The sequence below is a fragment of the Paracholeplasma morum genome (assembly GCF_016907055.1).
GTDB lineage: Bacteria > Bacillota_I > Bacilli_A > Acholeplasmatales > UBA5453 > Paracholeplasma > Paracholeplasma morum.
Genome location: NZ_JAFBBG010000002.1, coordinates 130,369 through 146,257 on the forward strand (window position 1 = coordinate 130,369; position 15,889 = coordinate 146,257).

Consider the following 15,889-nt stretch of genomic DNA (forward strand, 5'->3'; position numbering starts at 1 on the left):
ATTATTCCACCGTTACACTCTTTGCAAGATTTCTTGGTTTATCTATGTCATAGCTTCTTTCAAGCGCTGCATAATAACTGATTAGTTGGGTTGGAACAACCATCGCCATTGGCGTTAGTAATTCATGAACTTCATCGATGATAACTTCGTCATCTTCTTCAGCAACATTTGACATAACAATTCGAATGGCTCTTGCACCGCGTGCAAGTACTTCATTCAAGTTTGATCTTGTATTATGACTAATTCTAGGATTAGAAATCATTGCGATGACTGGTGTACCTTCCTCAATTAACGCAATAGTTCCATGCTTTAATTCCCCTGCAGCAAACCCTTCTGTTTGAATGTAGGAGATCTCTTTTAACTTCAAGGCAGCTTCTAATCCTACATAGTAGTCAAGACCTCTTCCAATGAAGAAACAGTTGCGGTGAGTCAATAGATTTCTTGTCAAATAACGCATGTTTTCGTCACTTAAAAACTTTTCAATCGATAAAGCCACTTTGGTAAGTTCTTCTCTAATACTGAAAGTTTTTTTAGATAATTCGTATGCGACTAATGCCAAAATAGCGATTTGTGCAACATATGCTTTAGTAGAAGCAACGGCGATTTCTGGTCCTGCATATAATTCTAAGAAGTAATTCGCTTCTCTAGCTAAAGTCGAAGTTGCGACGTTAGTAATGGTTAATACCTTATAGTTTTGGTCTTTGATATTGACTAAACAAGCTCTTAGGTCTGCAGTTTCACCACTTTGAGAAACCAAAATGAAGAATGGTTTTTCAGATAAGAGTGGCTGTTGATAAGCAAATTCGCTTGCAATATGCACTTCAACAGGAATGGAAGCTAGTTTTTCAAATAAGTTCTTACCGATTAAACCTGCATGCATAGATGTCCCAGCAGCAAGTATATAAATTCTATCGGAACCCTTAATGTCTTTTAATATTTGATTGTTAATTAATGATTGATCCTTATCAAAGTAGTTAGTAACAATACGTCTGATTACTGAAGGCTGTTCATGGATTTCTTTTATCATGAAGTGCGCATATTCGCCTCTTTCGACATCACCGTTTGTCATGTCGATCTTTGTAAAGTTAGGTACTAAAGACTTGTGATTAATGTCAAATAGTTTTAGATTATCTCGGCTTGCTACTACGAATGTCTTATCATCTAGTGGTAAGTATTCTTCGCTGTATCCGATTAATGCCATTAAGTCAGATGCTACTGTAATGCCTTCTTTACCTCTACCAACGAGTAGTGGGCTCTTGTATTTTGCTGCATAAACAAGATCAGGATTTTGTTGATCCAAAATCAATAATGCATATGAGCCTCTTAATAATCTTAATGTTGTTAATATCGCATTCTCGATGTTTAGTGTGTTAGAGAATGTTTCAATCAGTTGTGCAATCACTTCTGTGTCTGTTTCACTTAAGAACGTAACGCCTGAAAGGTATTGTTCTTTTAATTGTTTATAGTTTTCAATTACCCCGTTATGTACAAGGATAAAACGTCTAGAGTGAGAGTAGTGTGGGTGTGCGTTTTCCTTATTAACTTTACCATGTGTCGCCCATCTTGTATGACCAATACCAATATTAGATCTTGGACTTTTTAGTACTGACTTAGCGAGTTTATCAACTCTACCTTGGTCTTTATAAACATCAAATATTTGTTGACGCATATTAAATAAACTAATACCCGCTGAGTCATAGCCTCTATATTCTAATCTTTTTAATCCATCTAGGATAACGTCTTTAGCTTGTTTGTTACCAATGTAGCCTACAATACCACACATATAATTACCTCCATGAGATGTTACTCTTGTCCATTTACTTTGTATGTTTTTACTACATCTGAAACCATATGTTTGACTTCTTCATTCGTCTTTTCTTCGAAATCTTTGAATAAATGATCTAAACATAATTCAGATTCAGAAACATCTCTTTGTTTTTCGATGAAAATCTTTTTGTTTTCTGTCTCATTGTGTTCAGATTTTTCTTTATCAACCAATAGCTCTTCATAGAGCTTTTCTCCTGGTCTAAGGCCAGAATAAACAATCTTAATGTCTTTGTTTGGAATATAACCCGCTAAAGAAATCATCTTTTCTGCAAGATCTTTAATCTTAACTGGTTCTCCCATATCTAGAATGAAGATTTCTCCACCTTTGGCATATACTGCAGATTGTAAGATTAACCCGACAGCTTCAGGGATTGTCATAAAAAATCTATTAATCTCAGGATGGGTTACAGTAACTGGACCCCCATCTTCGATTTGTTTTTTAAATAGGGGAATAACAGAACCATTTGACCCTAATACATTACCGAATCTAACAGCTGAAAATTTGGTTACTCCATTTCCATTCTCGTTTTGAATGATTAACTCTGCGAAACGTTTAGTTGCCCCCATGATGTTGGTTGATCTAACCGCTTTGTCAGAAGACACTAATACGAACTTCTTAACACCATATTGATTGGATAACCTTGCGGTATTAAAAGTTCCTAAGACATTCGTTCTAACTGCCTCTACTGCACTATCTTCCATCAAAGGAACATGTTTGTAGGCTGCAGCGTGGAATACAACAGTTGGGTTAAACTCTTGAAAAATAGAATCCAAGCGTTTATTATTGTAAACACTTCCGATTCTAACAATAAGTTTTAATTCGTGTGCTCTATTTTCTTTATTAAACTTACGAAGTAATTCTTGTTGAATTTCATAGGCATTATTTTCATAGATATCGAAAATAATGAGTTCTTTTGGTTTGAATTCTGCAATTTGTCTACATAACTCACTACCAATAGAACCACCCCCACCAGTAACTAATACGGTTTCACCTTTAATGAAGTCAGCTATCCCATCATTATCAAGTTCAATGACTTCACGGTTCAGTAAATCTTCAACGTTCACATTGACGATTTTTGGTTGATTCTTGTCTATTTCACTATAGGAATGTAGTTTTCTTAGTTTAACATTATGACTAGAAGTTTGTTCTACTAGCCAGTTTAACTTATCTATGGAATAGTTCGAGATTGCTAAGATGACTTCTTCAATATTATAGTTTTCAATGAATTCTGAGATTTGTCCGATTGGACCTAAAATAATGATTCCATTAAGTCTATTCCCTATTTTTACTAGGTTATCATCAACAAACCCTACAACATGGTTCGTTAAATCTTTATTTCGGTAAATTTCTCTTAAAACCAATTCTCCGGCAGAACCCGCACCAATAATAAGGGTTCTTCTACCCATATTTGGATTCAAGAAAACATTATTCTTAAAGTATTGTCTAAATCGGTAGATCATACGTGGAATGCTTAAGAATATCACTTCTATAGTCGTAATAAACAAAAACGATGACTTATAGATAAACATTTGCCCGCTAATCGCGATGTAAAGTACAATCATCACGTTACTAACAATAGAAACGATGATAATTCGCATAATATCCTCGAATCCTGCATACTTAGAAATCATTCTATAGATTCCACCTATATGCATGATTAGCAGTTTGAATACTACAACAATAGGCAGTGCTATTGCTAACAGTTTCATATCTAAGTCTTTTGTTGATACAAACGGCATCGAAATTACTGCTACGTACGAGACAACGATTAAAAATGCATCAATTACCATAAATGATAAATCATGCATGAAACGTTTCTTGTTCTTAACTATAGACATAGAAGTCCTCCTCAGAATTCTCTTTATGAGTCAAATCATAATTGTTCGTTTCTTACTTGTTATGGTTTGATAATACTACATTTGTAAATCATATTATAGCATATAAAATGGTTCTATTATATATAATAACCACTCTTTTCGTTACTCATAGAGATTATATCACAAATTATCACATAGAGTATAGAGACAAGCATTTCTAATTTGCTTCTTTCAAACCCTTATGTCCGAAAATGTATTGTGAAGCAACAAAGACATATTAAACTATTCAAATAAACACTTTATTTAGTAATACAAAAAAAGAAAACCGCCAAATAGCGGTTTAAAATATGTCATCGATAATAATGGTTTGATTGCGATCTGGACCTACTGAGAAAATCACAACTTTGATTCCGGTTTGATCTTCTATAAATTTGATATATTGTTGTGCGGCTAATGGTAATTCCTTAAAGGATTTCACACCTGTGATATCTTCTTTAAACCCTTTTAGTTCAACATAAACCGGGTTTACTCGGCCAAAATCATTTACTAAGCTTGGAATATAATCGATTACCTTTCCATCTAACTCATATGCAACACAAACCTTAAGTGTATCTATGTTTGATAAGACATCTAGTAGTGTCACTGCAAGTCCGGATAATCCGCCACTTGTCTTAGCATGTTTAATTAAAACTAAGTCTAACCAACCAACTCGTCTAGCTCTACCTGTAGTAGTCCCATATTCATGACCTTTTTCTCTAATGTAAGATGCAATGTCATCGTTTAGTTCTGTTGGCATCGGTCCTTCTCCAACTCTCGTTGTATAGGCCTTGGTAACGCCGATTGCGCCATTGATTAGCCATGGTGCAACGCCTGTATTGATTGGTACACTTGCTGCGGTTGGACTAGAAGATGTTACAAAAGGATATGTTCCATGATCTAAGCATAGTAAAGTCCCTTGAGCCCCTTCAAATAGAACTTTCTTGCCTTTTGAAATGGTTTCATTAATCAGTATTGATGTATTTGTCACAAATGGTCTTAACCTATCTGCGTACACCTTATATTCTACAAATATATCATCGAATGCTAATGGTTTTTTACCATATATCGCTAGCTGTTGGTTCTTTTGAACTAGGATTTCACTTAGTCTACTTTTAAATAGTTCTTCATTTACAAACTCACCCATTCTAAGACCGGTACGTTCTGCTTTATCAGTATAAGCAGGTCCGATGCCTTTATGAGTGGTGCCAATCTTATGAGTTAAACTGGCTTCTTTTGCCTCATCTAACATAAGATGATATGGCATAATCACATGTGCTCGATCAGAGATAGCAATTTTATAATCCATGCCTTCGAGTTTATCCAGTTCAATCAATAACGCCTTAGGATTAATGACCATTCCATTAGCCAAAATATTTTGGATGTTCGGATTTAGTATTCCGGATGGGATGGAATGTAGTGCGTATTTCTTTCCATCAAGCACAATCGTATGACCTGCGTTGTTTCCACCTTGGTATCTTACAACGATGTCACTTCTTTGAGCTAGAAAGTCAGTAATCTTGCCTTTGCCTTCATCGCCCCATTGAGTTCCTACAACTACCACTGTTTGCATATGATCCCCCTATTTAATTATCTTTGAAACCAAGAGTGATTTTATCATGTAATGATACTTGTGTCAAACTAGAAAAAATGAGCGAACCTTCTCTCCAGAGGTTCGCTCATTTCTTTAAATTATTGGTAAGTATTTTTCTAGTTCGTATGGGGTGATGCGCATCTTGTATTCATCCCACTCACGAGTTTTGGCTTCGATTAGTTTTTCAAATAGTTCTTCACCTAATGTCTCTCTCATTAAGTCAGACTTTTCAAAGAATTCGATGGCTTCTCTTAAGTTTTCAGGAAGATTCTTGATACCCATTCTTCTACGTTCTGAATCACTCATTCTAAATAAATTTTTCTTTAAAGGGTTTAAGGCTGTTAATTTCGCCTTAATGCCGTCTAATCCTGAAGCCAACATCACAGACATTGCAAGGTATGGGTTTGCTGCTGGGTCAACCGAACGTACTTCAATTCTTTGACCTTTACCTCTTGCAGAAGGAATTCTAATCATCGTTGAACGGTTGGAATCGCTCCAAGCGATGTATACTGGCGCTTCATAACCTGGAACCAAACGTTTATAAGAGTTTACGATTGGGTTACATACTAACCCAAAGCTTTGAGCATGTTTCATGATTCCGGCGATGAATTGTAATGCTGTTTCACTTAATCCGTTAGCTGAATTTGCATTGTAAAATACATTATTACCTTTAGAATCGCTGATAGAAAGGTTCGAGTGCATACCAGAACCATTAATACCTTGAACTGGTTTAGGCATGAATGTCGCGTGATAGCCATGTCTTCTTGCGACATTCTTAACCAAAACTTTGAAGGTTTGAATGTTATCACAAGCTTCAAGGGCATTATCAAAATGGAAATTGATTTCATGTTGTCCGTATGCGACTTCATGATGAGATACTTCCATCTCAAATCCCATTCTTTGAAGTTCTAGTACAATATCGCGTCTGACGTCTTCAGACCCATCAATTGGGGATAAATCAAAATACCCACCTAAGTCAGAAAACTCCATGGTTGGTCTTCCAGAAGCATCTAATTTAAATAAAAAGAACTCCGGTTCAACGCCAACATTGAACTTATCAAATCCAAGTTTCTTAAGTTCTAATAGGTTGCGTTTAAGGATAAATCTAGGATCACCTTCATAAGGCGTTCTATCTGATTTGTAGACATCACAAATGAGTCTAGCTACTTTTCCAACAGGAGATTTTTCCCACTCTAACACTAACCATGTATTTAAATCAGGGTATAAATACATATCGGCTTCATCAATTCTAACAAAACCTTTTATAGAAGAACCGTCAAACATGATGTCATTATCTAAAGCTCTATCTAAATTTCCTACAGGAATCTCAACATTTTTTACAGTACCCAGCATATCCGTGAACTGCAAACGAACGTATCTCACATCTGATTCTTTGGCTAATCTAAGTATGTCTTCTCTTGTGTACATTTTTGTGTCCTCACTTTTGTACTTTATTTTTACACATTATGAATGAATTTGCAACATTTTTGTTACACATTTTGAAATATTTATATCATTTTGTTCGTTTGTGTATTTTTTTGGCACGTTTTTTTGTTGATTAAGTAAAAAGGACCTTATAAAGATCCTCTTTTTGTTATAAGTGTTTAGTTACTAAAGACAAGTATTCAATAAATCGATATAGATAATGTTTATTGTTTTGATCAAGTAACATCGATATATGTATACGGTCATGCAAATAACTTAGTTTAATGTTGGCATCGACTTCACTTGCATATAAGAATAGCGATTCACCATTAATGGTTTCTGTTGATTCAATGGATAAGACCAATGTAACTTCTGTGGTTGACTTAATGGTTTTTTCAACACCAAGTTTGGCACATAGTTTCTTAAACACTTTTTCATACATATAGATGATCAATTCATCATCGACTTTTCCAAAGCGGTCTTCAAGTTCGATTTGGAGATTTTTAACATCGTTTAAAGTGTTTAACCCAGAGATTCGTTTATGGATTGCGACTCTGACTTCATCGTTATCAATATAGTCACTTGAGATGTGTCTATTAGATAGTACCAAGTCTTTCTCTTCTTTTGGTTCTGGTTTCTTGATACCTTGTTGTTCATCCATCGTTTCTTCAAGTAGTCTTAGATACATTTCTATCCCAACCGTATCAATGAACCCACTTTGCTCACCACCTAGAATATCTCCTGCACCTCTAATGGATAAATCTCTCATCGCAATCTTAAATCCTGACCCTAACTCTGTGAAGTCTTGAATGGTCTTCAAACGTTTCATCGCATCTTCAGTCATGACTTTATGTCTCGCGTACATTAGATATGCATAGGCAATCTTATCGCTTCTTCCGACACGTCCTCTAATTTGATAGAGTTGAGATAACCCTAAGGTATCTGCATCGTGAATGAGTAATGTATTGGTGTTTGGAATATCAATGCCCGTTTCAATGATGGTCGTTGAGACTAACACATCAAATTTCCTATCTATGAAATCTGTGATGACATCTTCAATTTTATCTTTTGACATCTTACCGTGTACGAAGGTAATCTTCGAATCCGGTATTAAATACTCTAATTTCTTAACCACTAATTCGATATCTGAGACTTTATTATATAAGTAGAAGACTTGTCCTGCTCTTGATAGTTCTCTTTCAATGGCTTCTTTTATGATCGCATCTTGACGTTCCACCACATAGGTTTGAATTGGATATCTATTAAGGGGTGGGGTCTCAATCATCGATAAGTCTTTAATCCCCATGAGTGCCATTTGAAGGGTTCTTGGAATAGGAGTCGCCGATAAAGACAGACAGTCAATATTCACTTTCATTTCTTTAATTCGTTCTTTATGTTCAACACCAAAGCGTTGTTCTTCATCAATAATTAATAAGCCTAGGTCTTTAAATTTAATGTCTTTAGACAATAACCTGTGAGTCCCGATAACGACATCCACAAGCCCTTTCCTAAGTCTTTCTAATATGTCTGTTTGTTCGCGCTGTGAAACAAATCTACTTAATAGTTCCACTGTAACCCCAAAGGATTCAAATCGTTTTTTGAAGGCATAGAAGTGTTGTCTCGCTAGAACGGTTGTAGGGACTAAGTAAGCAACTTGTTTATCTGATACCACTGCTTTAAATGCAGCTCTCATCGCTACTTCTGTTTTACCATATCCAACATCTCCGATTAGGAGTCTGTCCATTGGTTTTTTCGATTCCATATCTCTTTTAACTGCTTCAATAGATTTAAGTTGATCAATGGTTTCATCAAACTCGAAGTTAGCTTCGAATGCCTTTTGCATGTCGTTATCTTGGATGAACTCATACCCTACTGCATGTTCACGTTCTTTGTATAAGGCAATCAGTTTATCTGAAATGTCTTTTAACTTACTCTTAACTTTCTTCTTTGTGTTATTCCATTGATTCGTTCCTAGCTTAGTTAGTTTAGGTTCATGTCCATCTTTGGATGAATACCTTAATACCTTATCGATTTGATCTACTGGAATGTATAAATAGTCTGTTCCTTCATAGGCGATGTGTAAATAATCCTTAATCACACCGGACAATTCCATTTCTTTAATGCCTAAATACTGTCCAATACCATAATCGTAATGAACGACATAGTCTTTTGTTTTTAGTTCTTCAATGGAAGAAATCTTTACCGCTTCAGACATTACGCTCTTATATCTAATCTTGCGCTTATTGTTTTTATAATCGAATATGTCTGATTCAGATAACACCACTAAACCATGTTTGACTAAATCAAATGGTAAGAGCTGTTCTGGATATAAAATGTTAACGATATCTTTTTTAATCTCATCTGGATTGACGACATAAGATATATTCTTATTTTCTAGTAACTCTTTAAGTTTTTCATATCTTGATGGTTGTGATAACCCAATCATGTAAGTATAAGGTTCTTTTAGAACTCTATCAATGAAAGCTTCATAGTTACCTTGATAAGTGATTGCGTCTCTTGCGTGAATGCTAACGTCATTGACGATACCCACTCTTGTAAATCCACTGATTTCTATGTGTGGATAGTTATATAAATCCTCTAATGAAAAATAAAATGGTATGTCTAAGAAATTTCTACCTTTATAAGTTTTAACGTATTCTTCTAAGTCTAGTAACATTCTATCTTGGTTCTTAGCCATCTTGTATTTATCGATAAAATATATTTTCTTATGTTCGGTAAAATCAAAGATGGTATGATTAGAATCTTTGAAAAAAGGCATATAGAAAGATAACCCATCTAAGTTTTGTCGTTGGTAAAGTTGATCTAAGTCTGTGTTTAGTTTTTTGGATTCAAGCTCTGATAATACTTTTTTGGAAAAGAATGTTTCAATCTCATCAATTACGAGTTCTTTCTCTTCATCTGAGAAAAACAGTTCATTCATTGGAAGTATCTTAATTGAAGATACTTCTCCGAAGGTTATTTGAGTATCAGGTTTAAACAGTTTGATTTTTTCGACTTCATCAAATCCTGTGTAGATACGATAAGGAGATTCACTGCCTATTGGAAATATGTCGATGATATCTCCCTTGACGCTAAACTCACCGGTTTTAATGACGGTATACTCACGCTTATAACCATGATTAACCAAATAGTCGATAAACTCTTTTTGATCCAGGTAATCTGCTTGTTTGATTTCTTTGGTTGAAAGAATCCATTTATTGGTGGAATGGTTCTTCCTTATCGCACCGGTTTGATGGGTGACTACAATCTTTTTCTTACCCTCAAGTAAAGAACCAATGGCGTAGATTCTTTCAATCTTAAACTCTATTGAGGTTAATGCCAAAAGTGAGGTTAAGATTTCATCAGAAGGATAAAATAACACATCATTATCTTCTAGTAATAAGGATAACCCATCATAATAGAGTTGTGCGAGATATAGATTAGGTAAGACGACATAAATTGTGTCATTGCTCGCCAAAAAATCACTCGCTATGAGTGTCATATTATAAGCATCATTGGTTTGATTTAATACCAAATCATGCTTTTCACTTAGAATCTTTTCATGTGGGTATAAACCTTTAAAATACTTCAAGAATGGTTTCATTTTTACCTCCGGACGACGAAAACCGGACGTCTTAGGAAGACGCCGGGGTGTTATATTTGGTCATAATGTCCACAAATGGGACTTGTTTAATAAAATCAATTAATGCATCTTTAGCATATTGATAGCTAATAGACATTTCGGTTTGTTCATCTTTAGAAAATTTACCTAAAACGTGATTTCTTAATGCTTTATCTGAACTGGAAATCCCAATACGAATGCGTTTAAATTCTTGTGTATTAAAGTGTTTGATTAGATCTTTAATGCCGTTATGTCCACCTGAAGACCCTTGCATACGCAAACGGAGTTTTCCTAAATCTAGAGCAATATCATCGTATACTACGATAATATCATCTAGCTCAACTTTATAGAACTGTTTCACAAGAATCGCAGATTCTCCTGATAAGTTCATAAACGTAGATGGCTTCAACAATATGACTTTTTCAGATCCGTAGTTAGTCATTGCTACTTCACCTTTAAAAGATTTTTCTAATTTAAAACTTACATTTAATGCATCTGCTAGAACATCAAGTACTTCAAACCCAACGTTATGTCTGGTTTTCGCGTACTCTTTTCCTGGATTTCCAAGGCCTATAATCAGTCTCAACTTTTTTTAGTGTCGTAAATGTTTTCAAAGATTTGGCTAATTGGTTCGTCATCTATAATATGTAAGACTGCCTTACCAAGTAATTGGCCAATCGATAATTGAACAATTTTAGGATATTTTTCTAAGTCATCTACCACAACCGAATTGGTAACAACTACTTCTTTAATAGGGGAATTGGATATACGTTCAATCGCGTTACTTGAAAATAAAGCATGAGTGGCCGCTGCATAGACAGCTATAGCGCCTTTCTTAAGAAGCGCTTCTGAACCAGCTATTAATGTGCCCCCTGTATCAATGATGTCATCTACCATAATACAAGTTCTACCTTCAACATCCCCGATGATATTCATGACTTCAGCTTTATTGGCTTCTGGTCTTCTCTTATCGATGATAGCAATTGGTGCGTTGAAGAATTTCGCAAAGCTTCTGGCACGAGTCACACCACCATGGTCTGGAGATACGATTGTAACATTCTCTAAGTTAAGATTTAAAAAATGGGTCGAAATAAGCGGCATGCCAGGGAAGTTATCGATTGGAATATCGAAGAACCCTTGAATCTGTGCTGCATGCAAGTCAATACAAATCACTCGGTCAACACCGGATACTTGTAATAAGTCTGCAACTAGTTTTGCTGTAATTGGTTGTCTAGATTTAGCTTTTCTATCTTGTCTAGAATACCCATAATAAGGCATGATAATTGTAACACTCGCAGCACTTGCGCGTTTTAATGCATCTGTGAAAATTAGAATTTCCATGAGATGCTCATTAACTGGTTTACTAGTTGGTTGGATCACAAAACAATGATGTCCTCTAACAGACTCTGTAATGTTAATTCCAATTTCACCATCTGCAAATCTCATGATGTCGCAAGGTGACAGAGGAATCCCTGAAGATTCACTAATTTCCCTTGCGAGTTGTGGATTTGAAGACAATCCAAATAGTTTTACTTTCTTTCCATCAATCACTGACATAATACTTACCCCCTCATAATTTAATTATAACAATAATTAGTGTTGTTTTGTATGTATCAAAGTAACATTTTGATACATCTTTATCCGATTCACTAAAACCTCATCTGGATTAACGACAAATAATGTAGATCCGCTTCCAGACATATATACATCAAACCCGTCAGATCTAAGTGAATGATATAAATCACTCAACGATTTACTCACTTCGAGAGCTGGTTCTAATAAGTCATTATAAAGACTGAGTTTACCAGATAAAACATCTGTAACACTTCGGTCAAAATCATTTTTATTCGAACTTTTAAAAGCCTTGAAGATGTCTTTTGTAAGTAGTGATATATTCGGTAGAATTAACAGAATTGATTCGAGTTTATGAGTCATATCAATAAACTTTATCTTGTCTCCTCTACCCTCAACAATGGCAGGTCTGTTGTTAAGTGTAAATAATGTGTCAGACCCTAATTGATTTGCAATATCTCCCATAACTTCATCAGTTAAATCTAGATTCAAAAGGCGATTAACACCTCTAATGGTTGCGGATATGTCTGCACTTCCACCACCTAAACCTGAGCCAATAGGAATTACTTTATTTAGCTTTACTAAGACATTTTCCTTAAAACCTATTTGACTTCTCATATAAGAAATAGTCTTTAAGATAGCATTGTTTTCTATTTCAACATTCGAGATAACTTGATCTTCTTCTGAGATAAAAAACTCTAATGTATCATAAAATTCAATTGGAATCATCAAGCTTCTTAACTCATGATAACCATCTGTTCTTTTACCTTTAATCTCTAAAATAAGATTGATTTTTGCGTACGCCAGTTCTTTCATATTACCACCCATTGGATAGTGCAATGAAGTCTTCAATCGTCATTGCCTCAGCTCTTGTAAAATAGTCATATTTTGGATCTATGGATTGAAGCTTGGTTAGTAATTCATCTTTTGATAAATTAAAAGCACTTTCGAAATTATTGAGTAATGTCTTACGTTTTTGAGTGAATGCTGCTTTAACCAACTGTTTGAAAAACACTTGGTTAGTAATCACATTTTGATAGCGTAAGGACTTTGTAAGTTTGATTACTGTACTGTCTACATTGGGTGCAGGATAGAAAGCTGTTCGTTTGACTTGAGTGACTTTTGTGACTTCACATAACGACTGAATCAAAACAGTCACTGCACCATAGTCTTTACTGTTAGGAAGACTGGCAAGACGATCTGCAACTTCTTTTTGAATAAGAAGGGTCATATCTGTAACACGTGGACAATCTAGTAACATAAAGATAATGGGTGAAGTGATGTAATAGGGAATATTCGCAATCACTTTCACATTATCTTTGATGTGTTCTTCAATAAATGTATTTAAATCCGTTTCGAGAATATCTTGGTAGATAACCTCTAAGTTAGAATTCTCAGCGATGATCGGATTAAGATAACTTGTTAATGAAGTATCTATTTCAAAGGCATATACCTGTTTCGCATGCTTGACTAAATGCTTAGTGAGCGCGCCTCTTCCAGGACCAATTTCGATAACGATGTCATTTTTAGTAACACCACTACCGGATATAATTTTGTTTAATGTGGATTCACTTTTTAGAAAGTTCTGTCCGAACTTCTTCTTAGGTTTCGAGTTCATGTAAAGCCTCCAATATATCTTTTTGGACGTATCCAAAAAGAATTAACCTACTTACTAAATTCTTTCCATTCACATATCCAATGTTTAAATACTCGCACAACGCAAGTCTTCTTTTTTTTGAATCAGGCTCACCTAGTAAACCCAAGTCATATAAAAATTCAAAGGTAATGTCCGATAAGTTTGTAGGGGTCTTAATATCTGATAGAGCTTCTTTGAGAAGTTCTCTATTCACATGTTCGATACCTACCTTCTTACCATTCTTAGAAGTTGATTCTTCTTTCTTAATAAAAATATGTTTTACTGAAGGAATATGTCTGGTAATAATCCTTCTTAGTCGTTCACCTGCATTGTCCGCATCTACCATTAGAATCAATTCGTTGTCTTCTTCTAAACGTTTAAGCTCTTCAATAAATGTCATCGAAATGGCTGCCCCATTGGTTATTAATATCATCAGATTAGGGTCGATTTCTTTTAATCTATTATAGTCATGTCTTCCTTCAACGATATACACTTTATTCATGGGAACCTCGATAGTAGAGTTTACGATCTGTTTTGATTCCTGAAGTTGATAGACCTTTGATGATTGGTGAGACTTGGTCTAATGACACAATGGATCCATCCGATTTTAATATATGAATGCTTGATGCTAATATATCAAACTCTTCAATTAAGTATGTGCGTTGTGTAACTTGGTCAATCTTATAATGATATTCTGATAGTTTTTTTTCATACACTAAACGACTCATTTTCTCTTCTTCGTTGGTATTTACTTCGATATAATCAAATAGTTCTCGTTTTAAAAACGATAAACATAGATCTCTTAAAATATCATCTTTACTGTGAGAAAACCTTTTTATTAAGCCATTTACATAATAATCGTCGAGCTCAAAATATGCATCTTCTTCAAACCCGTTTTCGATAATAGTCTTTAGATAACTTGCATAATCGTCATCGAGTTTAGAATCCTTATAAAGGTCAAGAATCCGTTTGTATATTTTCTCTAAAATAATTTCATAAGATCTTGCTACTGGATGATAATAGACTTGCCAGTACATGTGATATCGACTCATTAAGTAGTTTTCTATCGCATGGATGGCGCCTTCTTTAAAGACGACTTTTTCATCTTTAATGGTAAGCATTCTAAAGATTCTGTCTTTATCTAATCTGCCGTAGGTTGCTCCTGTATGAAACGCATCTCGTTCTAGATAGTCCATTCTATCAATGTCTAGTTGAGATGAGATAAGTTGTTCAACTATTTTGAACTTATTCATTTTAAGAATGACACTTGATATATCTTTAGCTAGACTCTTATGGTGTTTAGAAAGAACTTGGTTAATCTCCGTGTTACCTTCGATGATTTTGGTTGTAGATATTTCATGACCTAACATAAACACATGTTCAAACGCATGAGAGTAAGGGCCATGTCCAACATCATGAAGTAACGCACTACACATAAATAAGATTTGTTCATATTCAGATAGCGTCTTTTTTAATATTTCAATATCAGATAGTGCTTTATAAGCCAAAGCATATACGCCAAGACTGTGAGAAAACCTCGAGTGTTCAGCACCATGAAAAACCATCGATACGCCAGATAATTGACGGATTCTTCTGAGTCTTTGAAACTCTTTGGTGTCAATAAGGTCTGCGATTACCTGATGTTTAACTTGGATGTATCCATAAAGGGGATCTCTAAAAACTTTGGTATTTTCTAACGTTTTGAACATATATAGCCTCCAACTTAAAAAAAAGCCTATGTGAGTAGGCTTATTTAGTGATTTCGTAAGCTTTAACAAGCTCACAAAGGTCGCCATTAGATAATTCAAAAGCGGCACCATCATCGGTGTCTAAATGACAATCTAATGCATATTTAGATGAAACACGGCATAATACGTTATCAAGGATACCGCCTTTAATACCGCCAACTTTAATGGAAACAACTTCTCCATCTTTAACGCCAAATTCTTTAGCGTCTTCTAAAGAGAAATGAATGTGTCTGTCTGCAACAATAACGCCTTCAGTTAATTCTACTTCACCAGCTGGGCCAACAAGTTTGCAAGCACCTGAACCTTTTACATCTCCTGAGGATCTAACTGGGGCAACAAATTTTCCTCTGATTGCGTCACTTCTAGAAATTTCTACCTGTGAAGCTGGTCTTACTGGGCCAAGAATTCTAACCCCTGCAATTAATTTACCTGCTGGGCTATATACGTCTACTTTTTCATTAGCTGCATATTGACCGGGTTGGCTAAGATCTTTGAATACTGTTAATTCATAACCAGGACCAAATAGTGCTTCTAAATGTTCTTGGGTTAAATGTAGGTGTCTTCCGGATACACCGATTGGTATTTTTCTCATATTTTCAAATCCTTTCTAT

At 35.0% G+C, this 15,889-nt stretch carries 12 protein-coding genes; all 12 read right to left on the reverse strand.

Features of this window, described 5'->3' with window-relative positions; genetic code table 11:
- Position 1: 1 nt before the first annotated feature.
- Complete coding sequence (gene glmS / locus JN09_RS01945; protein WP_204432107.1) at positions 2–1,783, reverse strand: glutamine--fructose-6-phosphate transaminase (isomerizing); 1,782 nt, start codon at positions 1,781–1,783, stop codon at positions 2–4.
- A gap of 20 nt (positions 1,784–1,803) precedes the next feature.
- Positions 1,804–3,666, reverse strand: coding sequence for a polysaccharide biosynthesis protein (locus tag JN09_RS01950; RefSeq protein ID WP_204432108.1), 1,863 nt, complete (start codon positions 3,664–3,666; stop codon positions 1,804–1,806).
- Between the two features lie 319 nt (positions 3,667–3,985).
- On the reverse strand, positions 3,986–5,254 hold the full coding sequence (locus tag JN09_RS01955) for an adenylosuccinate synthase (RefSeq protein WP_204432109.1): 1,269 nt from the start codon (positions 5,252–5,254) through the stop codon (positions 3,986–3,988).
- A gap of 114 nt (positions 5,255–5,368) precedes the next feature.
- Complete coding sequence (gene glnA / locus JN09_RS01960) at positions 5,369–6,703, reverse strand: type I glutamate--ammonia ligase (RefSeq protein ID WP_204432110.1); 1,335 nt, start codon at positions 6,701–6,703, stop codon at positions 5,369–5,371.
- 166 nt (positions 6,704–6,869) lie between these two features.
- Positions 6,870–10,304, reverse strand: a complete 3,435-nt coding sequence (gene mfd / locus JN09_RS01965) for a transcription-repair coupling factor (protein WP_204432111.1) — start codon at positions 10,302–10,304, stop codon at positions 6,870–6,872.
- A 31-nt stretch (positions 10,305–10,335) separates the two neighbouring features.
- Complete coding sequence (gene pth, locus JN09_RS01970; RefSeq protein WP_204432112.1) at positions 10,336–10,908, reverse strand: aminoacyl-tRNA hydrolase; 573 nt, start codon at positions 10,906–10,908, stop codon at positions 10,336–10,338.
- Entirely contained in the window at positions 10,905–11,879 is a 975-nt protein-coding gene (locus JN09_RS01975) for a ribose-phosphate pyrophosphokinase (RefSeq protein WP_204432113.1), read from the reverse strand. The genes pth and JN09_RS01975 overlap by 4 nt, the downstream gene beginning before the upstream one ends.
- A gap of 36 nt (positions 11,880–11,915) precedes the next feature.
- Entirely contained in the window at positions 11,916–12,710 is a 795-nt protein-coding gene (ispE, locus tag JN09_RS01980) for a 4-(cytidine 5'-diphospho)-2-C-methyl-D-erythritol kinase (protein ID WP_204432114.1), read from the reverse strand.
- Between the two features lies 1 nt (position 12,711).
- Entirely contained in the window at positions 12,712–13,512 is an 801-nt protein-coding gene (rsmA, locus tag JN09_RS01985) for a 16S rRNA (adenine(1518)-N(6)/adenine(1519)-N(6))-dimethyltransferase RsmA (protein WP_204432115.1), read from the reverse strand.
- Positions 13,496–14,032: a ribonuclease M5 gene (rnmV, locus tag JN09_RS01990; protein ID WP_204432116.1), complete on the reverse strand. Its 537-nt coding sequence runs from the start codon at positions 14,030–14,032 to the stop codon at positions 13,496–13,498. The genes rsmA and rnmV overlap by 17 nt, the downstream gene beginning before the upstream one ends.
- A complete protein-coding gene (locus tag JN09_RS01995; protein WP_204432117.1) occupies positions 14,025–15,239 on the reverse strand; it encodes an HD domain-containing protein in 1,215 nt (404 codons plus the stop codon). The genes rnmV and JN09_RS01995 overlap by 8 nt, the downstream gene beginning before the upstream one ends.
- Positions 15,240–15,279: 40 nt before the next feature.
- Complete coding sequence (locus tag JN09_RS02000; protein ID WP_204432118.1) at positions 15,280–15,870, reverse strand: phosphate propanoyltransferase; 591 nt, start codon at positions 15,868–15,870, stop codon at positions 15,280–15,282.
- Positions 15,871–15,889: the final 19 nt, after the last annotated feature.